This window comes from Rhizobium phaseoli (assembly GCF_001664385.1).
Taxonomy (GTDB): Bacteria; Pseudomonadota; Alphaproteobacteria; order Rhizobiales; family Rhizobiaceae; genus Rhizobium; species Rhizobium phaseoli.
The window spans coordinates 2752586-2775137 of record NZ_CP013532.1 but is presented as its reverse complement, the minus strand read 5'-3'; the positions used below and the strand labels follow the sequence as shown (position 1 = coordinate 2775137).

At 62.1% G+C, this 22552-nt stretch carries 26 protein-coding genes; 14 read left to right on the top strand and 12 right to left on the bottom strand.

Annotation, left to right across the window (positions count from 1 at the left end; translation table 11 throughout):
- Nucleotides 1-174 precede the first annotated feature (174 nt).
- The 6 genes from AMC88_RS13515 to AMC88_RS13490 all read right to left on the bottom strand — a co-directional run bounded on the left by AMC88_RS13515 (nt 175) and on the right by AMC88_RS13490 (nt 5800).
- Entirely contained in the window at nt 175-1008 is an 834-nt protein-coding gene (locus tag AMC88_RS13515) for a sugar phosphate isomerase/epimerase family protein (protein WP_010017788.1), read from the bottom strand.
- Nucleotides 1005-2210: an NAD(P)/FAD-dependent oxidoreductase gene (locus AMC88_RS13510; protein WP_064825408.1), complete on the bottom strand. Its 1206-nt coding sequence runs from the start codon at nt 2208-2210 to the stop codon at nt 1005-1007. Before AMC88_RS13510 ends, AMC88_RS13515 begins: the two co-directional genes overlap by 4 nt.
- Before the next feature lie 60 nt (nt 2211-2270).
- Complete coding sequence (locus tag AMC88_RS13505; RefSeq protein WP_064825407.1) at nt 2271-3215, bottom strand: substrate-binding domain-containing protein; 945 nt, start codon at nt 3213-3215, stop codon at nt 2271-2273.
- 72 nt (nt 3216-3287) lie between these two features.
- Complete coding sequence (locus tag AMC88_RS13500; protein WP_012484306.1) at nt 3288-3599, bottom strand: MocE family 2Fe-2S type ferredoxin; 312 nt, start codon at nt 3597-3599, stop codon at nt 3288-3290.
- Nucleotides 3596-4630, bottom strand: a complete 1035-nt coding sequence (locus AMC88_RS13495) for a sterol desaturase family protein (protein WP_010024271.1) — start codon at nt 4628-4630, stop codon at nt 3596-3598. The genes AMC88_RS13500 and AMC88_RS13495 overlap by 4 nt, the downstream gene beginning before the upstream one ends.
- 168 nt (nt 4631-4798) lie before the next feature.
- Entirely contained in the window at nt 4799-5800 is a 1002-nt protein-coding gene (locus tag AMC88_RS13490; RefSeq protein ID WP_064825406.1) for a LacI family DNA-binding transcriptional regulator, read from the bottom strand.
- 253 nt (nt 5801-6053) lie between these two features.
- On the opposite strand from AMC88_RS13490, the gene AMC88_RS13485 reads away from it, so the two are divergent.
- Together AMC88_RS13485 and AMC88_RS13480 are read left to right on the top strand one after the other, a co-directional pair.
- Entirely contained in the window at nt 6054-6746 is a 693-nt protein-coding gene (locus AMC88_RS13485; protein WP_064825405.1) for a type 1 glutamine amidotransferase domain-containing protein, read from the top strand.
- A gap of 264 nt (nt 6747-7010) precedes the next feature.
- The gene (locus AMC88_RS13480) at nt 7011-7454 is read left to right on the top strand and encodes an SRPBCC family protein (RefSeq protein WP_016733436.1); all 444 of its coding nucleotides are present in this window, start codon (nt 7011-7013) and stop codon (nt 7452-7454) included.
- Nucleotides 7455-7586: 132 nt separating this feature from the next.
- Here the strand turns inward: AMC88_RS13480 and AMC88_RS13475 are convergent, their stop codons facing one another.
- Entirely contained in the window at nt 7587-7967 is a 381-nt protein-coding gene (locus tag AMC88_RS13475) for a hypothetical protein (RefSeq protein WP_064825404.1), read from the bottom strand.
- Between the two features lie 140 nt (nt 7968-8107).
- Here AMC88_RS13475 and AMC88_RS13470 point away from each other — a divergent pair, with 140 nt between their 5' ends.
- Nucleotides 8108-8617 (top strand): cytochrome P460 family protein, encoded by a 510-nt coding sequence (locus AMC88_RS13470; protein ID WP_064825403.1) that lies wholly within the window; start codon nt 8108-8110, stop codon nt 8615-8617.
- A 1-nt stretch (nt 8618) separates the two neighbouring features.
- On the opposite strand, the gene AMC88_RS13465 is transcribed toward AMC88_RS13470, so the two are convergent.
- Together AMC88_RS13465 and AMC88_RS33620 are read right to left on the bottom strand one after the other, a co-directional pair.
- A complete protein-coding gene (locus tag AMC88_RS13465; protein ID WP_064825402.1) occupies nt 8619-9548 on the bottom strand; it encodes a hypothetical protein in 930 nt (309 codons plus the stop codon).
- 207 nt (nt 9549-9755) lie between these two features.
- Nucleotides 9756-9929, bottom strand: coding sequence for a hypothetical protein (locus AMC88_RS33620; RefSeq protein ID WP_016733432.1), 174 nt, complete (start codon nt 9927-9929; stop codon nt 9756-9758).
- Between the two features lie 172 nt (nt 9930-10101).
- Here AMC88_RS33620 and AMC88_RS13455 point away from each other — a divergent pair, with 172 nt between their 5' ends.
- From AMC88_RS13455 to AMC88_RS13445, 3 genes are read left to right on the top strand one after another with little or no spacing between them, the layout of a single operon-like run.
- Nucleotides 10102-10458 (top strand): DUF1772 domain-containing protein, encoded by a 357-nt coding sequence (locus tag AMC88_RS13455; RefSeq protein ID WP_237353144.1) that lies wholly within the window; start codon nt 10102-10104, stop codon nt 10456-10458.
- A 58-nt stretch (nt 10459-10516) separates the two neighbouring features.
- Nucleotides 10517-10717, top strand: coding sequence for a hypothetical protein (locus AMC88_RS13450; RefSeq protein WP_016733431.1), 201 nt, complete (start codon nt 10517-10519; stop codon nt 10715-10717).
- Nucleotide 10718: 1 nt separating this feature from the next.
- Nucleotides 10719-10928, top strand: a complete 210-nt coding sequence (locus AMC88_RS13445) for a hypothetical protein (RefSeq protein WP_037140039.1) — start codon at nt 10719-10721, stop codon at nt 10926-10928.
- Between the two features lie 213 nt (nt 10929-11141).
- Here AMC88_RS13445 and AMC88_RS13440 read toward each other — a convergent pair whose 3' ends face one another.
- A complete protein-coding gene (locus AMC88_RS13440; RefSeq protein ID WP_064829963.1) occupies nt 11142-12032 on the bottom strand; it encodes an SDR family oxidoreductase in 891 nt (296 codons plus the stop codon).
- Between the two features lie 91 nt (nt 12033-12123).
- On the opposite strand from AMC88_RS13440, the gene AMC88_RS13435 reads away from it, so the two are divergent.
- Together AMC88_RS13435 and AMC88_RS13430 are read left to right on the top strand one after the other, a co-directional pair.
- Nucleotides 12124-12948, top strand: a complete 825-nt coding sequence (locus AMC88_RS13435; protein WP_012484295.1) for a helix-turn-helix transcriptional regulator — start codon at nt 12124-12126, stop codon at nt 12946-12948.
- 416 nt (nt 12949-13364) lie between these two features.
- Nucleotides 13365-14891: an Ig-like domain-containing protein gene (locus tag AMC88_RS13430; RefSeq protein ID WP_064825399.1), complete on the top strand. Its 1527-nt coding sequence runs from the start codon at nt 13365-13367 to the stop codon at nt 14889-14891.
- Between the two features lie 23 nt (nt 14892-14914).
- On the opposite strand, the gene AMC88_RS32040 is transcribed toward AMC88_RS13430, so the two are convergent.
- A protein-coding gene (locus tag AMC88_RS32040) for an IS5 family transposase (protein WP_097541909.1) occupies nt 14915-15675 on the bottom strand; the annotation gives its coding sequence in 2 pieces (ribosomal slippage) (nt 14915-15348 and nt 15348-15675; 762 coding nt in all).
- A gap of 136 nt (nt 15676-15811) precedes the next feature.
- Nucleotides 15812-16834, bottom strand: coding sequence for a cell division protein FtsZ (ftsZ, locus tag AMC88_RS13415; protein ID WP_012484292.1), 1023 nt, complete (start codon nt 16832-16834; stop codon nt 15812-15814).
- Nucleotides 16835-17083: 249 nt separating this feature from the next.
- Between ftsZ and AMC88_RS13410 the strand changes: the two genes are divergently transcribed.
- The 6 genes from AMC88_RS13410 to AMC88_RS13385 all read left to right on the top strand — a co-directional run bounded on the left by AMC88_RS13410 (nt 17084) and on the right by AMC88_RS13385 (nt 22501).
- The gene (locus AMC88_RS13410) at nt 17084-17488 is read left to right on the top strand and encodes a hypothetical protein (RefSeq protein ID WP_064825852.1); all 405 of its coding nucleotides are present in this window, start codon (nt 17084-17086) and stop codon (nt 17486-17488) included.
- Between the two features lie 422 nt (nt 17489-17910).
- A complete protein-coding gene (blh, locus tag AMC88_RS13405) occupies nt 17911-19191 on the top strand; it encodes a bifunctional sulfur transferase/dioxygenase Blh (RefSeq protein WP_064825398.1) in 1281 nt (426 codons plus the stop codon).
- A gap of 128 nt (nt 19192-19319) precedes the next feature.
- Nucleotides 19320-19883, top strand: a complete 564-nt coding sequence (locus AMC88_RS13400; protein WP_064825397.1) for a hypothetical protein — start codon at nt 19320-19322, stop codon at nt 19881-19883.
- A 167-nt stretch (nt 19884-20050) separates the two neighbouring features.
- Nucleotides 20051-20974, top strand: coding sequence for an MYG1 family protein (locus AMC88_RS13395; protein WP_037141702.1), 924 nt, complete (start codon nt 20051-20053; stop codon nt 20972-20974).
- A gap of 172 nt (nt 20975-21146) precedes the next feature.
- Nucleotides 21147-21536: a c-type cytochrome gene (locus tag AMC88_RS13390; protein WP_029531344.1), complete on the top strand. Its 390-nt coding sequence runs from the start codon at nt 21147-21149 to the stop codon at nt 21534-21536.
- Nucleotides 21537-21682: 146 nt separating this feature from the next.
- Nucleotides 21683-22501, top strand: coding sequence for a cytochrome c oxidase subunit II (locus AMC88_RS13385; RefSeq protein WP_012484286.1), 819 nt, complete (start codon nt 21683-21685; stop codon nt 22499-22501).
- Nucleotides 22502-22552: the final 51 nt, after the last annotated feature.

Here is a 22552-nt window from a genome sequence, read left to right as displayed (position 1 = left end):
CTACCAGATATTATAGCAACTCCGTTACTACACAACTTGTGCTCGGTAAGATTTACATTAGGCATTCCTGATTAACAATCCTTAACCTCCGCACCGATTTTGATCGCGGCTGTGGACGCACCTACAGCTCAGACCCCGACGAGATAAGGAATCGTGCGAACGTCGTTCGCCGACTCAGGCAAGGGCATCCCAAAGCTCGCGCACCATCTGGCGCAACGCCAGAGCCTCGGCCCATCTGTCCGTCGAGTCGTTGCCGTCTCTGCCGGTGATCGCATAGGGCTTGGGACCTAGCTCGCAGGTAAAAACCAGCTCGGCATCATCGGCGGCACGGGATCGCCAATGGCGAAAACCATAATTCCACCATTGCAGGAAGAGATCGACCCAGGGCCGATGATGCGGAAAGGCGATTTCGATCTGCACTTGTTCGCGTGAAGCGACGCGCCCATGAAATGCGCGGGCATTCTGCAGGATGCGCCGGATGTGGGCGTGGTTTTCCCCATCGACCGGAAAGGCGAATTCGCGGCCGACCAGGAAATGCGACAGATCGGCCAACAGCGGCAGTTCGGGACGCTGCTCGAGCAGATCCAACGTGAAGAACAGGTCCGTCGTCATCCTGTCGCGATGGGTTTCGATGAACACGGGAATGCCGGCATCTTCGGCGAGCCGCATCCAGCCGTCGAGGAGCGGCAGGCAAGCCTCGACGCGGCGGAGGCGAATATCGGGCTGCAGATTGATGTGGCTGACGGGAAAGGCCGCGGCAAGCTCCAGCGGCAGCCGCAGATCCTCGACCGAGCGCGGAAAGCAGACCGCCTCGATCTTCAGCCCGCTGCCGCGGATCGTCTCGTTGAGCACAACAACATCGCGGCGGTTGGTGTAATGCGCGCTGATGCCGTCGAAGCCCGCCTGACGGATCATCGCGATGTTCTCGTCGAGTGTGCGCTCGAATCCGTCGGTGTGCCGGCGCTCCATGGCCCAGAGCGACTGGAAGATCAGCAGATTCTGCGTCATGCGGCCCGCGCGCCCTTCAAAAGCATTTTGAGATTGACCCCCGGATCGGCCAGCGCCGCGGCCGCGGGACTGACAGCTGCGGCAATCAGCAGCTCGGCAAGCTTGATATCCTTGGCGAGGCCATTGCCGATACCAAGGCCGGCGGCCGCCACCAGACGGCCATCGTCGAGATAGAATTCGAGCTCGCCCGCCGGCATCAAGCGCCGGACAGTCTGATGAGCCGGCTGCGGCTGTCCCGCCACCTGCAGTCCGAGATCGTACTGGTCGGACCAGAACCAGGGAATGGCGGCAAAAGCCGCGGCGCTGCCGGCCATGTTCCGCGCCGCGGTCTCGGCCTGCGTTCTGGCGCTGCGCCAGCTTTCATAGCGGATATGTCCTCCGCCGGGCTCAGCCACCGCCGCGCAATCGCCTGCGGCAAAAATATTCGGCGCGCTGGTGCGAAGATAGGCATCCGTCAGAATGCCGTTGCCGGTGGCCAGTCCCGCCGCTTCCGCCAGGGCAATGTCAGGCAGGACCCCGATGGCGCTGACGACGAGATCGGCGGGCACGACGCTGCCGTCGGTCAAGGTGACACCATCGTCGCCGATTGCCGCAACAGCCCGATCGAGATGAAAACGCACACCCTCGGCGGCATGTCGGGCGTGCAGTCTATCGGCAAAGCGGGCAGGGACGGCGCGGCCCAAAGGTTTCGGCGCGGCTTCGATCACGCTGACCGCAACGTTTCTGCCGCGAAGCACCGCTGCAAGTTCCATCCCGATCAGACCCGCGCCGATGATCACGACGCTCCGGCCGGGGTCGATATTGGAGAAGATCGCGTCGGCGTCGGCGTGGGTGCGGAAGTCGAGTGCGCGCTCGGCGCCGGGGCAGGCAAGCCGTCTCGGCCGTGCGCCGGTGGTCAGAAGAAGCTTATCGTACCGCAATATGCGACCGTCGCTTACCGTCACGGTCGCGGCATCGGCATCCAGCCGGGTGGCTGACAATCCCTTGAGATAGGTGATGCCTGCTGCATCAAGCGCATCGGCGGCGCAGATCAGCTTCATCTGCACCGCACCGTCGACGGTTTTCGACAGGGGCGGCCGTTCATAGGGCAGATGGGGTTCGGCTCCGACCAGCGTGACGGATCCGTGATAGCCTGCTTCGCGCAGTGCGAAGGCCGCCCGGGTTCCGGACTCGCCCGCACCGATGATGACGATACCGTCCATGGCGTACTCCATAAAGAGAGCGGCCGGCGCTCGTGAGGAGGAGACGCCAGCCGGGGAGGATCAGTTCTTCTTGGCGTATTCGGTCATGTTCTTGGGCGTGACCAGTTCGAAGGGCACCCATACTTCCTTGTCGACGCTGTTGCCGTGGGCAAGCGCGACGGCTGCGTCGACGGCGCTTGCCGCCTGCTGTTTGGCGTTCTGGAAGACGGTCACGTCAAGATCGCCCGCCGCCATCGCCGCCAGTGCGTCCTGCGTCGCGTCGATGCCGACGACGATGACGTCGTCCATCGACACGCCGGATGCCTTGAGCGCCTGAATGGCGCCAAGCGCCATCTCGTCATTATTGGCGAAGATCACGTCGATCGGACGGCCTGCCGTGAGCCAGTTCGTGGTCAGATCCATGGCGTTCGTGCGCGTCCAGGCGGCGGTCTGCTCGTCGGCGATGGTCACGCCCTTGCAATCGCCCGCCGCCAGCGTCGCCTTGACCGACGAGGTGCGGTCGCGCGAGGCCTGATGCGCGAGATCGCCCATCAAGATGTAAGCCTGCGCGTTACTCGCCTTGCCTTTCTTCTTCAGCAGTTCACAGGCGGCTTCGGCGCCGAGCCTGCCGGAGTCGGTTTCCTTCGAGCCGACATAGGCCTGCTTTTCCGGCAGCTTCTCGATATTTTCCGGTTCGAGATTGAGGTAGACGAGCGGAATGCCGGCCTTGCGGGCGGCCTCGCTGATGCCGGCGGCGGCCGACGTATCGGCGAGCGTCATGATGATCGCATCCACGCCCGATGCGATGAAGTTGTCCACCTGGCTGCGCTGCTTGGAAACGTCGGTCTGCGCGTCCTCGAGCTGCAGGTTGACGCCGGTGAGTTTGGAGGCCCTTGCTTGCAGCCCTTCGCGTAGCAGCGTCTGGAAATTGTTGTCGAAACTCTGCATCGAAACGCCGATCGTCTCGGCCGAGGCAGCAGTCGTCGTCAGGGCGGCCAGGATGGCCGCCACACAGATTGATTTCATGTTTTCCTCCCAAGGGGCGCCGGGCCGCCCGATCCATACCGGAGGCTGTTCAGGCCTGCCTATGTTGCGGGCTCAGATCAGAGCCACGCGAACCTCTCCGTCGATCACCTCTGTCGGATAGGTTTTCAGATTCTCGCAGGCGGGCAGCCTCAAGGCTTCCCCGGTGCGGTAATCGAAGGCGCCGGAATGCTTCGGACATTCGACCTCGAAATCCATGACCAGTCCGCCGGCGAGATGGATCGCCTCGTGGGTGCAGAGGCCGGCCGTGCAATAGACGCTGTCGTCGGGGCCGCGATAGATGGCGTAGGTGCGGCTGCCGTGATCGAAACGGATGGCGCCTTCCTGCTCGATGTCGTCGAGCTTGCAAGCAGTAACCCAGCTCATTCGGCTGCTCCCGTGACTTCCATGCGCGTCTTGCGGGCGGCGAGTTTTTCCTTGCGCCGGCGGTAGCGCGCCTGCATCTGCGCCTCGCCTTCGGCGGAGCCGTCGTGCCAGGTGCCGAACCACTTATCGAGCGGGATCAGCGCGTCGCCGTAATTGACCTCGAAATATTTGTGATGGAGGTAATGCGCATAGGCGTGGCTATCTATGAGCTTGTCCCCGCCGATTTCGACCTTGTCGAAGCCGACATGGCCGGGAATGGCGCCGAAGCCGGCATAATGCAGCTGGTAGAGCATGAGGATCGGATTGGACGGCAGGATCAGGTGGTAGAGGGCGGTGCCGAGATAGAGCAGGTGCTCGACTGGATGCATTGACAGCGAAGACCAAGGCGAGGGATTGACCGAGTTATGGTGGACCGAGTGCACCCACTTATAGAGGAAGGGCGTATGGATGAGCCTGTGGATGCAGAAGAAGTGGAACTCGTGAATGATCGGCACGACGAGGGCCACGGCGGCAATCGTCCAGGGGCGCTCTGCGAAGCTTAACCAGGGCGCATAGCCGTTGGCATAGGCCCAGAGCATGCCGACCTCGACGGCGGTCCAGATCACCACGCCCGATAAGAAAGTGCGCAACATGTTGTCGACGTTCTGGCGCTCGAACCAGAAGGCTTTGTTCTTCTGCTCGGACGGAAACTTTCCATTGTATTTGAAGCGATTTTCCTGCCGCTTCAGCACATAGAGATGCACCTCGAAGGCGCCGTAGAAGAGTAAAACGCAGATCGCGTTCACGGCGTAAAGCCAGGCGGCCCAGCCGATGCCGAGCGTTTGCATCGTCTCCATCGATGGAATGACCAAGGCCCAATAAGCGATCGCGGAGGCGGCGAAAATCGCATTCCAAGGAAAGAAGTAATGCGGCAGCCATTTCAGGATCGCCATCAGCCGCGGCGGAAACGCAAACAGCGGGGCGGTTTCGGCTGGCTGGTTCGGTGCCCAGTCGCCGCGCTTGTTGCGCGTGCCGAACTTCAGATCGTCCATTGTTCTCTCCTTCGGGCTGACGGAATCGTCGGCCCGCATTTGCATCTTGATCGCAGGAGAGCGCCTTTCGTGTCGGGATGTCGCGGCTGTCGACGCATCGGCTCTCCTTCTGTCTTGAAAGTAGCAGGAGACCGCCGCGGCGCCGAAACCATTCTTGATCAAATCAGATCAAAGACTTTCCTTGGTGATGGTGATGAAGCGGATGGGCGCCCGATCCGGCTCAATATCGGTCAAGCCAATTCGGCGCAGGATCAGATCGAGCGATCGCCTGGCCTGCGCCTCGGGCGCCTGGTCGAGGACCACATCCATGGTGCCGTCCTGCAAGGCGCTGCGCGTATAGTCGGTGAGTTCGTGGCCGACAAAGAAGATGCCGCGTTCGCGCGCATGCCGTCGCAGCACATTGATCAGTGCGGAATTGCCGCCGCCGGCATTGTAGAGGCCAGCAAGGTCCGGATACATCCGCAAGGCCGAGGTCAGGAGTTCCGCGCCGAGATGCTCTTCGTCGAGACCGAACCCCAGGCTCTGGAAGCTGCTGGCGCCGGGGTGCTCAAGAAAATAGTCCGAAAAGCCGCGGATTCGATCGCGGTGCACCTGATAGATCGGATGGCAGATCGCAAAGACGGGACCGGTCCGGCGTCCCATTCGGCCGATGAAGAGCGCTGCCGTCCGGCCGGCGGCATAATTGTCGATGCCGACGAATTCGCCTGTATGTTCCGAGGCGCGAGTGACGACGTGGACAACCGGCAAACCTTGGGCGCTGACCTTCTCGACGGCCGCGCCGATCAGCGGATTGCTGGGTACCGCCAGGATCAGGCCTGCGCGCCGCAGGCCGGCCGACAAGATTCGGCGCGCAATTTCTTCCGGCTTCATCTCTTCGGTAAAGCTGCGATGCACGATCACCAGCGGGTCGAGAGTCGCCGCGATCCTCTCGAATGCCGCGGAGAGCCGCTGATAGAAGGTGGTTTCGGGACGCACCATCAACACCTCTATGCGCAGCAGGCCGCGATGGGTGTCCGGGAGCTTGCGGGGATAATCCAGCGCGCGCGCGGCAATGATCACCTTCTCGACCAGCTCCGGCCGAACGCCGCCGCGCCCGTTCAGGACGCGCTCGACCGTTGCAGTGCCGACGCCGGCATGGCGGGCGATATCCCGATAATTCGGCTTGCTCACTTTCCAACTTCCCCGAAGGCTTCGCTGAACCGATGCGCAACAGCGTTACCGATCTTCTATGCGTCTCCAATAAGAATTTGAAGGGCGGGAGGATCAGGCGCGTCCTCATCATTCCGAATGGAACTGGAGGCTTGTGTCGCACCGGTGGCCGATCTATGATTTTGCCAGTTCAGCATGAGATTGCAGGCAGTATTTCACCGTTAAACCGGACGCGGAAGGTTTTGTCCTCTGGCTGGAGCGAAGGAGCTGGGCAATGAAAATTCTCATGGTTCTCACATCACATGATCAGCTTGGAAATACCGGCAAGAAAACGGGATTCTGGCTCGAAGAACTTGCCGCCCCTTATTTTGTCTTCCGCGACGCCGGAGCCGAGGTCGCACTCGCTTCGCCCAAAGGAGGTCAGCCTCCGCTCGATCCGAAGAGCAACGAGCCGGCCTTTCAGACGGAAGACACGCGACGGTTTGAACGCGACTCGGAGGCCACGGCCGCGCTCGCCAACACGCTGAAACTGTCCGACATCGACCAGGCCGATTACGACACCGTGTTTTTTCCCGGCGGCCATGGCCCGCTCTGGGATCTGACGAACGACAGCAGCGCCCACGCGCTCATCGAGGCGACGCTTGCGGCCGGAAAACCGCTGGCGCTCGTTTGCCACGCGCCGGGGATCCTGACGAAGGTCAAGGCGCCCGATGGCGGGCCGATCGCCAAGGGGCGGACGGTGACCGGATTCACCAATTCCGAGGAGGCCGCCGTGAATCTCGTCGAGGTCGTGCCCTATCTGCTCGAAGACGTGCTGAGAGGGCAGGGGGCGAAGTTTTCGGCGACGGAAGACTGGGCCGTGCATGTCGTCCAGGACGATCAGTTGATCACCGGACAGAACCCGGCGTCTTCGAAGCAGGCCGCTCGGCTGCTGCTCAATGCGCTGGGCGAGCAGGCCGCGGCTTGAGGCCAATTGAGCGGACACCCGATCGTCGGCATTCCAACATCAGGGGAAAGGCGCTTGGCATGAGCAAGGAAATGCGCCTGCGGCGCAGTGCGGTTCGCCTTCGATACCGGTCCGACCTGTCGCCGACTGCCATTGCCTAGCATGCCGAGCTGACACGCACGCTTGCGCGCGATTTTTCTTGAAGAAAAGATCGATCCCATGTCGGATCGGCAAAGGCTTGTCCGTCCTTAGCTCGTTCATTCCGTCCATCAAAGGATCACCACCATGCCGAACACTATACGCCTGCACCGCGTCTTCGCGACCAGCCCGGAAAAGGTCTATCGCGCCTTCATCGAGGCAGACGCGCTCGCCAAATGGCTTCCGCCGAACGGTTTTCTCTGCACCGTGCATCATCTGGAACCGGCCGTCGGCGGCACCTTCAGAATGTCCTTCCGCAATTTCACGACCGGCAACAGTCATGCTTTCGGCGGCGAATTCCTTGAACTCGTCCCGGGCGAATTGGTCCGCTACACCGACAAGTTCGATGATCCGAACCTCCCCGGCGAAATGGATGTTACCGTGACTCTGAAGAAGGTTTCGGTGGGCACCGAAGTGGAAATCACCCAGGCCGGCATACCCGACCTCATCCCGCCGGAGGCTTGCTATCTCGGCTGGCAGGAATCGCTGCGCAATCTCGCCAAGGTCGTCGAGCCGGATATCAACGAATAAGCGGCTGCGCCAGGCTTGAACGTGGTGCTTGCCTCTTCGCCCTCATCCGGCAAATAGCCTGGACTGAGGGCGGAAAGGTGGGCCTTGTGTAGAGGTCCGGACGTCGCTGGCGGCGGGCGATCGGTTGCTCCGCTAAGCCGCGCGTTGACCGATCGGATCTGTCGTTCCGCCTGCGGGCGGCAGCGAGGATAGCCAGAGGGAATAGGCCAGGGATAGGCCCGTCGACCAGAAGACCATGGGCAGTGTCATCACCTCGGAGGTCAGCTTAAGCATCTCCCGGGGATCGAGGTCCCAGGAGAACGGCGCCGCTGCCGGCGCCGGCGCGGCCTGAAGGGGCTGCAGGCTTGCCTTTTGCATGTCTTCAAGCACCGCCGCAGTGGCGACTTGCTCTGCCAATGACGCGTTCTGAACGGGAACGATGGCGGTTTTAGCGTGGTTTTCGGCTTCGCCGGACATTTGCAGCTCCTTGTTTCGCTTCGTTGTAGAAAGCCGATCCGGGACAAGAAGTTTCATGACATCTTGATGAAATGATCGGCGCGACGAGCCGGTGCGAACACGGCTACACTTCGATACATTTCGGCTGGAGCCTGACATTCGTCAGATACAATCCGAAAGGATCCTGCCTGAGAACATCGGTCCGGCAGGAGTTTTCAATGAAGCTTGCTCTCCTTGGCGTATTTGCCATTTCCAGTCTCCCCCTCAGCGTCGCCATCTCCTATTCCGAGTCACCGGGCGCATCGCCGGAAAACGCCTCGCCGATCTACGGCGTCACTGTTCCTGACGGCTACAGGGACTGGAAATTCATCGCGCCAGCACAGGAGGCGCCGCCCCTTGATGAATTGCGCGCCCTCCTCGGCAACGACCTTGCCGTCGAGGCATACAAGAAGGGCACCTTGCCGTTTCCCGACGGGTCGATCCTCGTGAAACTTGCCTACAAACGCATGCAGTCGACGGAATTTGCGCCGGCGACGGTGCCGGGGGCTCCGACCACCGTGCAGGTGATGGTGAAGGACTCCAAGAAATATCCCGACAGCCATGGCTGGGGCTTCGGAAGGTTCGTCAATGGCAAGCCGGTTGACCTCGCCCAGCACGAAACCTGTCTTTCCTGCCATGTCGGCAATGTGAAAGACCACGATTATGTTTTCACACGTTACGCGCCTTGAGCTAAAGCGCGATGCCGCGTTTCGCCAGCGCTTGGCGCGCCGCCGATGCGCCCCAGTCCTCGTCTAGATCGCCGCCCTCGATCTCCGTTTCGGCGATTGCCGTTGCCCGGATCAGCGGCACGGAGCCGAAAGGCATGCCGTCGATCCGGCCAGGATCAAGGCCCAGGACGATGCGGGTCAGGGGGAGGTAATCCGCCGTCAGCCGGCAGAACAGGATGGCGCCATGTTTTTCGACATCGCGGGCAACGCGGTAGCCGTCGGCCACGAGATCGCCGAGGTTGATCAAAAGGTTTCCCCAGTCGGCGATTGTCGTCGCATCCAGCGTGGCGGCGCCGAATCCCATGAAGAGTTCGCATTCGACGCCGTTCTCGGGATCGGAGATACCGGCCCAGGGTGTGGAGAGGCCGTCGGTGGCAAGGAACATTCTCCCCGGTGCATCGATCACCAGGATCCGGCGGTGCGGGCCGAACCATTTGGTCTGGGCGTAGACATTGGTGGTGGCGCGCTCGGCGGCAAAACCTCCGCGCACAGTGCCGCGGCTCTGCCAGAAGGCACGGCGGGCGCTTGCGGCGCGCTCGTAGATCGCGTCGTCGGGGCCGCGCGGCACGATCGCCTGGTCGAAGCTGGTTTCGATCGTGACCTGCGCCCGCATGAAGGGAAGGGCCGGCTTCTTCCAGCGGACGACCACCTGGTTGAAGCGCTCGGTCGCCGCTGCATCGAGTTTTTCGACGACATCGCCGATATCTCGCAGCAGATCGCGTGAATCGTCCGAGACGGTCTTCCCCGCCGCATCGCGGTAGCCGCCCGTGCTTGAGGAATGCCCGGCCTGCATGGTGGTGGAGGTCCATTCGCCGCTGACGGCGCGCGCCGGCGCCTTGGAGAGCGCCGGAGCAAGCTCCCGAATTGCATCGTCAATCGAATAGGATGCCACGTTGCCCCCTGCTGCGCTCAAATACCCGTCCCGCCGACGGCAGAAGGTAGTGCAGAGGCGTTGCCGTTCAATGACCGGCGCTGAAGCGGGGAGACGTTCGCGGCAAGCGGCCCTACGCTCAGTTGTTCCCAAGAATCATTCACCGCGCAGACGCGCGGTGAATGATTGTGAGCGGCCGGCATATCTTGCCCTTGAGACCGCACTCGCTTAATTGCTGCCGTCGTTGGGCCGGGCCTTGGCGCTGTCGTTGGTCGTCTCCGAGGCGGTTTTTCCGTCGGGTTGCTGACCGAAATAGGTGCCGCCGAGGTGGCCGCCGGCGCTGGTGTTTCTGACCTGCTGTTCGGCGCGTTTCTGAAGTTCGCGGACGTTGGTCTTGCTCATGTCGGGCTCCATGTCTCGGGTTGGTGACTTGAGGGGAACCGTTCGGGCAGGAGTGTGTTCCATATTTTCCGGGAACCTTGCCTGCCGCCGACGGTTCAGCTCTCATGAGATTCCTTGCCGTCATCCTCACCCGGCCTGGCGCTCATCGCGCCGGCGGCGCACGCCCTCTCGCTTGTCAACAAGATCGGGATGGCGAAGGCATTATTTCGTCGCGCAACAGGCCTATGCCGGCTGGTGGATCGTCGGCCTGCTGCTGCCGCTCGCCTTCCTCGCCAATACAGGCAATGCCATCGTGCTCAGGGCCGACGCGCCGGCTTTGACGCTCTCGGTCGCTGCTGCGGCACTGATCGTGCTCAACCTCGTCATCTTCATGCTTTTCACCCAGCCGGCGAACGCGGCGACCGAAAACTGGACCGTGCAGCCGGACAATTGGGAGACGCTGCGCCGCCAGTGGGAATATTCGCATGCGGTCAATGCCGCAGTCACCCTGCTTGCCTTTGGCTGCACGACGCTTGCCTCGCTGCGATAAGGCCGGGAACAGTTGGCGCTCTTTGCGGTTTTCCCTGTTCAACCAAGGAGAAACGACAATGGGCATGACGACCCCCAGGGACGGTGCTCCCGGCACCACCGATCAATCCCCCCGCTGGGAAGGGCCGAAGGGCAATACCCCGCGCGGCTACCTGAAACCCAAGGACGATCCTGACAAGAACCGCGACGCAAAAGGCGAAAACAACCGCGACCCCGAGATGAAAGATCTCGGCGACGCGATGAAGCAGAAAGGCGAATGAAATGGCCAACCCCGAAAAAGACGCCGCCGGCCAGTTCGCCAAATCCCGCGCCGACCGCAGGGCCAGCGGTGTCGCCAGCGCCAAGCCGACCGTCATCACCGGCTCGGAGGACGCGACGGTGAACCGGGATCCGCCGGGGAAGAAGAAGCCGAAGAAGGATTGGGACGTGAATTACGATCCGGCCGACACGAATGAAGGGCGGATGCGGTAGGAGACACGCCGTGCCTCGTGCTTCGGGGCTGTCGAGGCCCCGAAGGAGGCGAGACGTTGCCACGATTCCGCTTCTCCCCTCGGGGAGAAGATGCCGGCAGGCAGATGAGGGGGCTGAGGAGCATATGCGACGAGCGCTTTGAGCGGCAAGCGAAAGGCAAATGACTTGCATGACGCACGCACTTCGCCGCCGCTTCGCTCCATCACCGGAAGCCTATCCGCCGAAATACGCCGGATGATCGATGTCCGCGAGCAGCCCCGGCTGCTCCGGCGCCCAGCCGAGTAATGCCCGCGTATGCGCGCTCGAAGTCGGCACGTCGAAGCCGGCGAACATTCCAAACCAGCCGAAGTGGTTCGCCGCTTCTTCCGGCGAAAGCGAGACGGCGGGCACGTTCAACCGACGGCCGATCAGTTCGGCGATCTCCTTGAACACGACGCCGTCTTCGGCGACTGCGAGGAACGGCCCGCCGGCAGCGCCGTGTTCGATTGCCAGGCGATAGACGCGGGCGGCATCGCGCCTGTGGACAGCCGGCCAGCGGTTCTGTCCGTCGCCGATATAAGCGGAGACGCCGGTGCGCCGGGCGGTTTCGATCAGGATCGGCACGAAGCCGTGATCGCCATGGCCATGCACCGAGGGCGGCAGCCGGACGGTGGAGGCGCGCAGCCCACGCGCCGCAAGCGATACCGCGGCAATTTCCGAGGCGCGGGGATAGATCTCCGTGGTCGGCATCGGCGGGTCTTTCTCGGTGCCGATGCGGCCGGGCGCGTGGCCAAGGCCTGCGGTCACCAGCAGCGGCCGGTCGGTGCCCCGCAGGGCTTCGCCGAGCGCCTCGATGGCGCGCCGGTCGAGCGCGCAGTTTTCGGCGAATTTCGAGAAATCATGGTTGAAGCCGGTATGGATCACGCCGTCAGCCTCGGCCGCGCCGCGCTTCAGACTTTCCAGATCTTCCAGCGAGCCGCGATGGACTGCAGCGCCGGCGGCCGCCAGTTCTTCAGCCCCTTTTTCCGAGCGGGTGAGGCCGAGCACCTGATGGCCGGCGGCGATCAGTTCGTTGACGACGGCCGAGCCGACCCAGCCCGTAGCTCCGGTGACGAATATGCGCATGTCGATATCTCCTGATTGGCTGGAGACAGATATCGGCGAGACTGCTATCATGGTAAAGTAGTGATCTTATCATGGTATAATGGCTAATAGGATGAGCGAATTCGTGACCTCCGAAAACCGGCTGGGCGCCTATCTCAAGGGCCGCCGCGCAAAGCTCGATCCCGCCGCCTTGGGTTTCGCCGGGGAGAGGCGGCGCACGCCGGGTCTGCGCCGCGAGGAGGTGGCGAGCCGCGCCAATATCAGCCCCACCTGGTATACCTGGCTGGAGCAGGGCCGCGGCGGTGCGCCGTCCGCCGACGTGCTCGACCGGATTTCACGAGCGCTGATGCTGACCGATATCGAGCGCGAGCATCTCTTCCTCATCGGTCTCGGTCGGCCGCCGGAGGTGCGCTATCGCAGGCAGGAAGGCGTAACGCCGCGCCTGCAGGGCGTGCTTGATGCGCTGGATCCGAGTCCGGCGCTGATCCGCAACGCCATCTGGGATGTAGTCGCCTGGAATCGTGCGGCGACCGTGCTGCTCACAGATTACGGCGCGCTGCCGCCGGAGGAGCGCAATGTGCTGCGCTTCATCTTCCTCGACCCGCGCGTGCGCGCCGCCCAATACGACTGGGAAAGTGTCGCCCGCTTCGTCGTCGCCGCCTTCCGGGTGGATGCCGCCCGCGCGGGGGCTGCAGAGCAAGTCGAGCCGCTGGTCGACGAACTCTGCCGCAAGAGCCCGGAATTCCTGGCCATGTGGCGCGACAACGACGTGCGCAGCCACGGCGAGGGCGCCAAGCACATCAAGCACCCGTTGCTCGGGCTGCTTTCCTTCGAGTATTCGGCGTTTCAGGTGGACGGGCGGCCGGACCTCAGCATGGTGGTGTATAATCCGGCAACGGTGGAGGATGCGGAGAAGATCAGGCGGGTGGTGGGGTGACATACGTCACCATCATACTTATGCCCAGAAGCGCCAGCGACGAGAACCAAATGCCGATCAATCTTCCTTCGCGCAATACTTCCGGATTGTCCTGTTTGGACATAATGCTTCCCGCAATCGTTACGAGACGTAGGTCTCAATCCCGACAAATCTGCCGTCATGCTGTCGATCGACGCGCGCAAGATTTCGAGCCGCGGTGGGGAATTCAATAGATTTATATCGTGCCGCGGCGCGGCATCCTCCCTCGTCTGCCATCCGGGTGCGGCATTGTCCCACGCTTCGCATGCTGAGACGCACAGAACAACGAAGCTGTGGAAATCTAAATTACTACTTTCACTAGAAAATAAATTGACGCGCGCCGCGTCGGCTGCTTTCCTTCCGGCCGACCAGCGAAATGGATCTTTAAGGAGATATCCATGACAGTGTCTGTACCCACAGCGAACGACGATTACCTCAGTGCCTCCGAAAACGACGTGATTTCGGGCAATCTGCTCGCCAATGACGTGGCCGGCCCCGGCGGCCATATGGCTCTCAACTTCTTCGATGGCGAGCGGGTTGTCGCCAAGCAAAGCGGGCAGGTCACCGAAATCGCCGGCGAGTACGGGACGTTTCACGTCAAAGCCGACGGTTCCTATACCTACACGCTGAACGAGGCGGCCAAGCTGGATTTCCGGGACGGGATGACGCTGCGCGAGACGATCGGCTACAAAATCTCCGATGGCGCCGGCAATACCGATTTCGGCCATTTCACGCTCGACATTCATGGGGTGACCAGCCCACCGGTCGCGGTCGACGATGCCTTTACGTTCCGGGAAGGCGGCGCGATGACGGGCAATGTGCTTGCCAACGACATCGCCGGGGAGGCGGGCCATCTCTTTCTCCGCTCGGTCGAGGGCGCCAGCGTCAGCGCCGATCGGAGCACCGATGTTGCCGGCCAATTCGGCACCTTCCATTTCGCGGGCGACGGAAGCTTCACCTATGATCTCGACCCGGCCGTGAAGGCAGGACTCAACGATGGCGCGCATGTCACGGAGACGCTCGAATATTACAAGGTCTCCGACGGCACCGGATACGCGGATGTCGGTGTGATCTCGCTGACCGTGAACGGTGTCACGGATGGGAAGTCGGTAAATACGGATCATGTCGAGGCGCAGGCAGAGGTCGTGCGGCCTTTCCTCGACCATTACGAGCTCCAAGGGGTCGCGGTCGATCCGCTGACGGGCAAGTATTACGTCAGCTCTGGCCATGGTTTCCCTGACGATTCTATGGTTTACGTCTACGACAACGCCTCGGCATTCGAGGCTGACCAAGCCAGCGGCGCCATCTCTCTTGGCGACTATGACCTGGGCCAATATGACATCGGCGGAACCTATTTTGCGGTCCGCGGCGGCGCAATCATCGGCAGGACCAACGAGGCGAGGGGCGGAGAGGATCCTTTCCCCGATCAGACCTATCTCGCAAAGTGGGATGCTTCGGACGGATCACTCGACCAGAAGGGCGATCCGATCCCCGGCCTTATCGGCAAGAATGGGTCGGGTACCTTCGACTGGGGCGGGTTCACCGCCGTCAACACGATGCAGGATTCGACCGGCATTTACGTCGTGGGCCGCATCGATGATACCACCTGGCAGGTCTCCAGGATCGATCCCGACACGCTGGACCCGATCGAATCCAAGACTTTCGCGGCGGGCGGGCTCGGCTATGGCTTTGCCGTCGACGGCACCTTCTTCTTCGGCGATTCCTCCGGCAGCGAGCACATCGGCACGGCATTCGATTTCAAAACCGGCATCAAGACGGCAATCGATGTCAACATCGCCATACCGGGCGACGATTCCACCACCAACGTGGTCTATGACGCGGCGGCGGATTCCATCTACATCACCAACTCGATGACCGACGAAATCTCCGTGGTGCACAACATCTCGGAGATATTGTTCGCCTGATGAGCCTTAGGAGCTGTGGACACTTATCTGAGCCATAAGATTGTTGCGGCCAGAGCGATCATGGCTTTGTAGTTTCGAACGGTTTTCTCATATCGCGTGGCGATGCGTCGAAACTGCTTGAGCTTCGAGAAGCAACATTCGACGAGATAGCGCTGAGCGTAGAGTTCCTTGTCGAGTGGATACTTCTTGGCACGCGAGGGGTTGTTCGGGATAACCGCTTGCGCGCCCTTGTCGGCAATGAGTTTGCGTAGCCGGTCGCTGTCATAGGCCGTATCGGCCATGACGACCTCGGCTGGCAGGTCTTCGATCAGGAGATCGGCTTGCGGTGCATCGCCTTTCTGGCCGGCGGTCAGGATGAAACGAACAGGACATCCAAGGCCACGCACGGCCATATGGATTTTGGTGCTCAAGCCGCCGCGCGAGCGGCCAAGGGCCTGATCTTCAGCCCCTTTTTTGCGCCGGAGGCGTGCTGGTGGGCGCGAATAATAGTACTGTCGACGATCAGGTATTCGAAGTCGGTATCCTCCGACATTGCTTCGAAGACACGCCACCAGACACCCTTTTGGCTCCAGCGGCTGAAGCGGCGAAACACGCTGTTCCAATCACCGAACACCTCCGGCAGATCGCGCCAGGGCGAACCCGTCCGCACGATCCACAAGACCGCTTCCACAAACATGCGATTGTCACGTCCAGACGAACCGCGCGTGCGATCGTCGCCAATGATATGACGAGACATCCGCTCCCACTGGTCATCTCGAAGAATGAGACGATCTAAAACACCCATGACTGCCTCCAAAAGACAGTCTTGAATCTGATTTGCTCAGCTTTGGGAATCCCAAGAGTCCACGGCTCCTAGCGCCCGAACGGTGACGTCGCCCCGTCTCGTACTTTATACGATGGAGCGACGCCATACTGCCGTGTTACTGCAACGTGCGCGTCTGGATTTGTTCAGCCGTGTGATTGGGCGCCGATAGCGGGGGAGCGCTGGCTTCCAGGCCGGTCGCCACGACCGAAACGCGGAACCTGCCGTCCAGGCTGCGGTCGAAGATCGCGCCGACGACGATATCGGCGTCGTCCTGCACTTCGTCGCGAATGCGGCTTGCCGCCTCATCGACTTCGAACAGCGTCATATCAGAACCGCCGGAAATCGAGATCAGCACGCCCCTGGCGCCCTTCATGGAAATATCGTCCAGAAGCGGGTTGGCGATTGCCGCTTCCGCCGCCTTCATCGCCCGGCTTTCGCCGGCGGCTTCACCGGTGCCCATCATGGCGCGGCCCATGCCTTGCATGACCGACTTCACGTCGGCGAAATCGAGGTTGATCAGGCCTTCCTTGACGATGAGATCGGTGATGCAGCCGACGCCGGCAAAGAGCACGCGGTCGGCCGTCATGAAGGCATCGGCGAAGGTGGTTTTTGCGTCCGCGATGCGGAAGAGGTTCTGATTGGGAATGACGATGACGGTATCGGCGGCCTGACGAAGCGCCTCGATGCCGACTTCGGCCGTGCGCATGCGGCGATTGCCCTCGAAGGTGAAGGGCTTGGTGACGACGCCGACCGTCAGGATGCCGGCCGCACGCGCGGCGCGCGCGATGACGGGGGCCGCACCGGTGCCCGTACCGCCGCCCATGCCTGCAGTGACGAAACACATATGCGAGCCGGCTAGGTGATCCATGATCTCGTCGATCGACTCCTCGGCGGCTGCATGACCAACCTCAGGCAGCGAACCGGCACCCAAGCCTTCCGTCACATTCGCGCCGAGCTGAATGCGGCGCGACGCCTTTGAGGTGGCGAGAACCTGGGCGTCCGTATTTGCGGCGATGAATTCGACGCCCGCCAGCTTTTCCGCAATCATGTTATTGATGGCGTTGCCGCCGCCCCCGCCGACGCCGATAACCGTAATATGCGGCCGTAATCCCGAAATGCCGCTCTTGGCGTCCGTCATCGCACTCTCCTTTGATGCAATCTTGCGCCCGCGCCCTCGTCGCGGACAGCGAATCGACGGTGAGGATAAACGCGCAACAAGGCGGAGGCGAGGCGAAAGAAGTCCGGGGCGGCGACACACCTGTGATTGTTGCTCTGGGATCGCTGCCATATCCTCTGCGGATTTCGCTCACCAGCGGAGGAGGGTGTGAACCAAAGGCCGGCCGCGGTGTTTATAGACATGCCTCACGTCTCCGAAAGGACCGATCCCATGCAAAGACTTTTGCTATCAAGCCTTGCTCTTGCCGCACTCGCCGGCACCGCCTTCGCACAACAACCGCCAGCCCCGCCATCGGCAGGAACTCCGCCCGCAGCGGCCGAGCCCAGCCCGCCGCCGCCGCCGCCGCAGTCTGCTCCCGGTGACGACGAGCGGATGATGGGCTCGCCGGATGGACGGTCGGGAGATCGCCCCGATTACCGATGGCATGGTTCGAGGGGCGACATGGGCTTCCGTGGTTTCCGCGGGCATCGCATGCCACTGCCGTCCAAGGCCGCGCATTTCCAGATCGAGGACGGAAACACACGGATCGATCTGAAATGCGCCGAGGACGAGCCGATGAAAGCCTGTGCCGACCTGCTGCTGGAGGTGATGGACCGCTTGCAGGGTCAGAACTAGTCTCGTTCAGCCGCGGCTGCGGCCGACGAGGACCGCCGATCGGTGATGCTCCAACTGGAGGCAGCGGGCTTTGAGCCGCGATTCAACTGGATTGACCGCGCAAGGTTCGCACCAGCTTTGGGTGGCAGAAGCCAATCATTGATTCCTCCCAGGACGTAATGCCGATCAATTTTCAGCATGAACAGCCCCGCCAATGATTGGCGGGGCTTTTTGCTGCCGGGCGGACAAGTGCCTGCCGTCATCTGGCGCCGTGCGTGCCGAGATCAAGCGGGTCCTGCGGCACTGTCGTTTTGACCAGAGAGCCGAGCCGGGGGCCCGGCCGGTGGCATATGCCGGGTAACTCTTCTTGCGCTCGGCAATATACTCGTGAGATTGTACTAAAATACATGTGATCTGCTTGATGCGGACGGCGCGGGGCTTCGATGACATTCGTGAGGGTCAATGAGCTGATATCGGTGGCGGGTCAGCCCGAGCCCGCGGATTTTGCCGATTTCGCGGTGCGTGGCTTTGCCGGCGTCATCAATGCCCGGCCGGACGGCGAAGATCCCGGCCAGCCGGGCAATACGGCGGAAAAGGCGGCTGCGGTCGCCGCGGGGCTTTCCTACAGCTTCGTGCCGGTGAAGGGCACCGAGATCACCGAGGCCGATATCATCGCCTTCCAGGCGGCGATGGCGGATGCCAAGGGGCCGGTGCTTGCGCATTGCAAGAGCGGTACGCGGGCGCTGACGCTTTATGCGCTCGGCGAAGCGCTCGACGGGCGGATGAGCGCGGGGGAGGTCGAAGCGCTGGGCAAGGACCATGGCTTGGATCTTTCCAATGCGCTCCGCTTTCTGGAGAGGCGGGCAGGGCAGCTGCCTCAGGTGAAGGCCTTCTTTCATGCCAGCACATCAAGCGTGCAATATGTCGTTGCCGATCCCGTCACGAAACGCTGCGTCATCATCGACCCGGTGCTCGATTTCGACGAAACCTCGGGAGCGACGGGTACCGCAAGCGCCGATGCCATTCTCGCTTATATCGCGGCCGAGCACCTGACGCTCGAATGGATCCTCGACACCCATCCGCATGCCGATCATTTTTCCGCCGCCCATTACCTCAAAGGCAGGACCCGGGCACCGACAGCCATCGGCGCGCATGTCACCGAGGTGCAGGCGCTCTGGAAGGAGATCTACAACTGGCCGGACCTCGCCACCGACGGCTCGCAATGGGACCGGCTGTTTGCTGATGGTGAGACGTTTGCGATCGGCGCGATGGAGGCCCGGGTGATATTTTCGCCCGGCCATACGCTTGCTTCGGTCACCTATCTGATCGGCGACGCCGCCTTCGTGCACGACACGGTGTTCACGCCGGATTCCGGCACCGCGCGCGCGGATTTTCCGGGCGGCAGCGCAGCCGCTTTGTGGCGTTCGATCCAGGCGATCCTGTCGCTGCCCGACGATACCCGCCTCTTTTCCGGCCACGACTACCAGCCGAGTGGGCGCCATCCGCGCTGGGAGAGCACGGTCTCCGCCCAGAAACGCGACAATCCGCACATATCAGGCAAGGACGAAGCCGGCTACGTCGCACTCAGGCAGGCGCGCGACCGCACGCTGCCCAAGCCGAAGCTGATGCTGCATGCGCTGCAGGTGAACATTCGGGGCGGCAGGTTGCCGGAGCCGGAGGAGAATGGCCGGCGGTATTTGAAGATACCGCTGGATGCGCTGTAGGAACGCTGGGAGCGACATTGTGGCGACGCTTCGAGGCTTCGCCCTTCGGACTGCGCACGCTCGCTGGTCTTTTTCTGCAATTTCGCTATGATTTTCCTGGGCCATGCCCGGTCAGACGGAGTTCCGCCATGCTCGAACGAAATCAGCTTCCCCTGCGCCCTGCCGCAACGAGTTTTGCCGCCGCCTGGGTCGCGATCATTGCCGGCGCCAGCGTCGCTCTCAGCCTGGTTCTTGCTTGCGTCACGCCTTTCGTGGCGCTTGCGGCGGTCTCGGCAGTCGTTCTTCCCCGGCGGATGGCGCTGATGGCGGTGCTGCTGGCCTGGCTCACCAACCAGATGGTCGGATATCTCGTCCTAGGCTATCCCCAGACCTTCGACAGTTTTGCCTGGGGACTAGCGATCGGGATTGCGGCTTTCGCATCGCTTGCGGCAGCGCTCGGCGTGCTGCGCCTTGCGGCCGATCTCATCGTCACCATGGCGGGCGCCTTCCTTGCTGGCTTCATCGCCTATGAGGGCGTGCTGTTTGCCGCCACGGCGGTGCTTCCGTCCGGCGACGGGGCGTTTTCGGCAGCTGTTGTCGCCGAGGTTCTGTTGATCAATTCTCTGGCCGCGATCGGACTCATCTGCCTGCATGCCGGCGCGGCGTCCAGCCGCGCGCTTGTCGCGGCGCAGCCGGGACCGGTGCTGTCTTAGAGTTGCCCTTCAGACATATCATTTGATCGTAAAGCTGCTGCTCCCTCCGGCAATTGGCTGGCGCCCTGCGGAATGCGCAAAGACGGGTTGAGATCGTGGCCGGCAACGGCTATCTGGTTCGGACCCCGCAAGCGGACCTGCTGCGAACGACAAGGCGCATTATTTTCATGATCCCCGATTTCCTCGTCACCCATTCCGGTGGCTTCCATGCCGACGAACTGCTGTCGAGCGTCATCCTGACCCGGCTTTTTCCGCAGGCGCGCCTGATCCGTAGCCGGGCGCCGGCTTGGATCACGCCAGGGCAGGACCGGATCATCTATGATGTCGGCGGCGTTTATGACGCTGATGCCGGCATATTCGATCATCACCAGCGCGGCGCGCCGCTGCGCGACGATGGCCAGCCCTACAGCTCGTTCGGCCTGATCTGGAAACATTATGGCCGCGACTATCTCGCGGCTTGCGGCCTTCCCGCAGACCATGTCGAAGCCGTGCATAGCTCTTTCGATGCCAGCTTCGTGCTGCCGATCGATCTGACCGACAATGGTGCGCTCAGCCCTTCAGGACCGTTGGCGAACTTGACGCTGCCGACGCTGCTCGAGACCCTGAAACCGGTTTTCGACGAAGCGGAGCCCGAGGCTGACGATCGCGCTTTCCACGCGGCTCTTGCCATCGCCCGCAGTTTCGTCGAGGCGAGGATCGCCCAGAGCGCCGCAAAATTGCGGGCCGAGGCAATCGTGCGTCAGGCAATCGACATTGCGGGGCAAGCGCGTGTTCTGGAGCTGCCGAGGGGCATGCCGTTCCGTCCTGCTATCGTCAAGGCCGGCGCCGATCACCTGCTGTTCGTCGTCCACCCGCGCGAAAAGGATTGGTGCGTTACCGGCATTCGCCGCGCCGAGGAGGGGTTCGCGCTCAGGGCCGACCTGCCCAAGGCCTGGGCCGGTCTTGCCAATGGAGAGCTGGAGGCGGTTTGCGGCGTAGAGGGCGCGAGCTTCTGCCACAACGGCCGTTTCATCGCGGCCGCCGCGACTCGGGAAGCGGCCCTTGCCATGGCCGAATTGGCGGTGCAGGAGGCGGTTTCGATCGGCGTCTAGGCCAAAGGCGTGGGATCGACGCGATATCAGACCGCGCTCAGATGCTTCGAATTTTGAGACCGATTGACTTGCACCGGCGAAGGACTAATCTTTAAGGCATGACAACCACCACCCACACGCGAATGATGCGGAGGGTGCGAGTGGCTGGCGACCTGGGAGGATGAGGTTTGCCGTGGACTATCGTGTTGTTCTGCTGATCGCCACATCCGTCATGGCCCTTTCCCCTGGTGTCGCAGGTGCGCAGGAGGGGGACGCGACGGCCGGTGCCACCGTTTTCAAGAAATGCGCGACCTGTCACATCGCCGATTCCGATACGAACAAGGTCGGTCCGTCGTTGAACAAGCTGTTCGGCCGTAAGGCCGGAACGCATCCCAACTTCGCCTATTCCAGCTCGATGAAGGAAGCTGGCGAGGGCGGCCTCGTGTGGGATGAGGCGACGTTGCGAGACTATCTCCACAATCCGAAAGCCAAGGTGAAGGGCACGAAGATGGCCTTTGCCGGCGTGAAGGACGATCAGGAAATTACCGATCTTATCGCCTATCTCAAGCAATATTCGCAGTGATGGGCAATACCCCAAATGACGGGTCGCGGGCCCGCGGCGGATGGCTAAATTGCCGTATTTGCCGGTATTTTCTATCTGTGCGATAATAAACACGGACTTTTTGCGGAATACGGTTTCACGGTCAACCTGCTCGAGGAGGAGCGGAAATGGCTGTCGTGCTGATCCTCGTCCTGATTGTCGTCGGCTCCGTGCTGTTCCATGTGCTGAGTCCGTGGTGGTGGACGCCGATCGCGTCCAACTGGACCTATATCGACAGTACCCTCGTCATCACCTTCTGGATCACCGGCATCGTCTTCGTGGCGGTGGTTTCGTTCATGGCCTATTGCGTCTACCGCTTTCGCCACAAGCCCGGCAACCAGGCGCATTACGAGCCTGAAAACCGCAGGCTGGAGGTGCTGCTCGCCTCGGGAACGGCGGTCGGCGTCGCCGCCATGCTGGCGCCCGGCCTCATCGTTTGGAACCAGTTCATTTCCGTGCCGGCCGACGCTGCATCGGTCGAGGTCGTCAGCCAGCAATGGCTGTGGAGCTTCCGCCTGCCGGGGGCGGACGGCAAACTCGGCCGTGCCGAGACGCGCGACGTCACGCCCGAGAACCCGCTCGGCCTCGACAAGAACGATGCGAATGGCCTCGACGACGTGATCGTCGAAGGCGGCGAGTTACACCTGCCCATGGGCAAACCGGTGCACATCCTGTTGCGCTCGATCGATGTTCTTCACGATTTCTACGTGCCGGAATTCCGCGCCAAGATGGACATGATCCCCGGCATGGTCACCTATTTCTGGTTGACACCAACGCGGACGGGCACCTTCGAGATCCTTTGCGCAGAACTCTGCGGCGTCGGTCATCCGCAAATGCGCGGCACCGTCGTGGTCGACAACGACGCTGACTACCAGACCTGGCTCGGGCAACAGCAGACATTCACCCAGCTTACGGCGTCATCGGGAGAGCTGCCGCCGGCAAATTGACGCGGTGACGCGGTCGTTAGGCCGGTTCAGGGAACCGAGGGAAGACGGCCG

Coding starts and splice junctions, on each gene's coding strand:
- AMC88_RS13515 (WP_010017788.1), bottom strand. CDS start 1,008: ATGACGCAGAATCTGCTGATCTTCCAGTCGCTCTGGGCCATGGAGCGC.
- AMC88_RS13510 (WP_064825408.1), bottom strand. CDS start 2,210: ATGGACGGTATCGTCATCATCGGTGCGGGCGAGTCCGGAACCCGGGCG.
- AMC88_RS13505 (WP_064825407.1), bottom strand. CDS start 3,215: ATGAAATCAATCTGTGTGGCGGCCATCCTGGCCGCCCTGACGACGACT.
- AMC88_RS13500 (WP_012484306.1), bottom strand. CDS start 3,599: ATGAGCTGGGTTACTGCTTGCAAGCTCGACGACATCGAGCAGGAAGGC.
- AMC88_RS13495 (WP_010024271.1), bottom strand. CDS start 4,630: ATGGACGATCTGAAGTTCGGCACGCGCAACAAGCGCGGCGACTGGGCA.
- AMC88_RS13485 (WP_064825405.1), top strand. CDS start 6,054: ATGAAAATTCTCATGGTTCTCACATCACATGATCAGCTTGGAAATACC.
- AMC88_RS13480 (WP_016733436.1), top strand. CDS start 7,011: ATGCCGAACACTATACGCCTGCACCGCGTCTTCGCGACCAGCCCGGAA.
- AMC88_RS13475 (WP_064825404.1), bottom strand. CDS start 7,967: ATGAAACTTCTTGTCCCGGATCGGCTTTCTACAACGAAGCGAAACAAG.
- AMC88_RS13470 (WP_064825403.1), top strand. CDS start 8,108: ATGAAGCTTGCTCTCCTTGGCGTATTTGCCATTTCCAGTCTCCCCCTC.
- AMC88_RS33620 (WP_016733432.1), bottom strand. CDS start 9,929: ATGAGCAAGACCAACGTCCGCGAACTTCAGAAACGCGCCGAACAGCAG.
- AMC88_RS13450 (WP_016733431.1), top strand. CDS start 10,517: ATGGGCATGACGACCCCCAGGGACGGTGCTCCCGGCACCACCGATCAA.
- AMC88_RS13445 (WP_037140039.1), top strand. CDS start 10,719: ATGGCCAACCCCGAAAAAGACGCCGCCGGCCAGTTCGCCAAATCCCGC.
- AMC88_RS13440 (WP_064829963.1), bottom strand. CDS start 12,032: ATGCGCATATTCGTCACCGGAGCTACGGGCTGGGTCGGCTCGGCCGTC.
- AMC88_RS13435 (WP_012484295.1), top strand. CDS start 12,124: ATGAGCGAATTCGTGACCTCCGAAAACCGGCTGGGCGCCTATCTCAAG.
- AMC88_RS13430 (WP_064825399.1), top strand. CDS start 13,365: ATGACAGTGTCTGTACCCACAGCGAACGACGATTACCTCAGTGCCTCC.
- ftsZ (WP_012484292.1), bottom strand. CDS start 16,834: ATGACGGACGCCAAGAGCGGCATTTCGGGATTACGGCCGCATATTACG.
- AMC88_RS13410 (WP_064825852.1), top strand. CDS start 17,084: ATGCAAAGACTTTTGCTATCAAGCCTTGCTCTTGCCGCACTCGCCGGC.
- blh (WP_064825398.1), top strand. CDS start 17,911: ATGACATTCGTGAGGGTCAATGAGCTGATATCGGTGGCGGGTCAGCCC.
- AMC88_RS13400 (WP_064825397.1), top strand. CDS start 19,320: ATGCTCGAACGAAATCAGCTTCCCCTGCGCCCTGCCGCAACGAGTTTT.
- AMC88_RS13395 (WP_037141702.1), top strand. CDS start 20,051: ATGATCCCCGATTTCCTCGTCACCCATTCCGGTGGCTTCCATGCCGAC.
- AMC88_RS13385 (WP_012484286.1), top strand. CDS start 21,683: ATGGCTGTCGTGCTGATCCTCGTCCTGATTGTCGTCGGCTCCGTGCTG.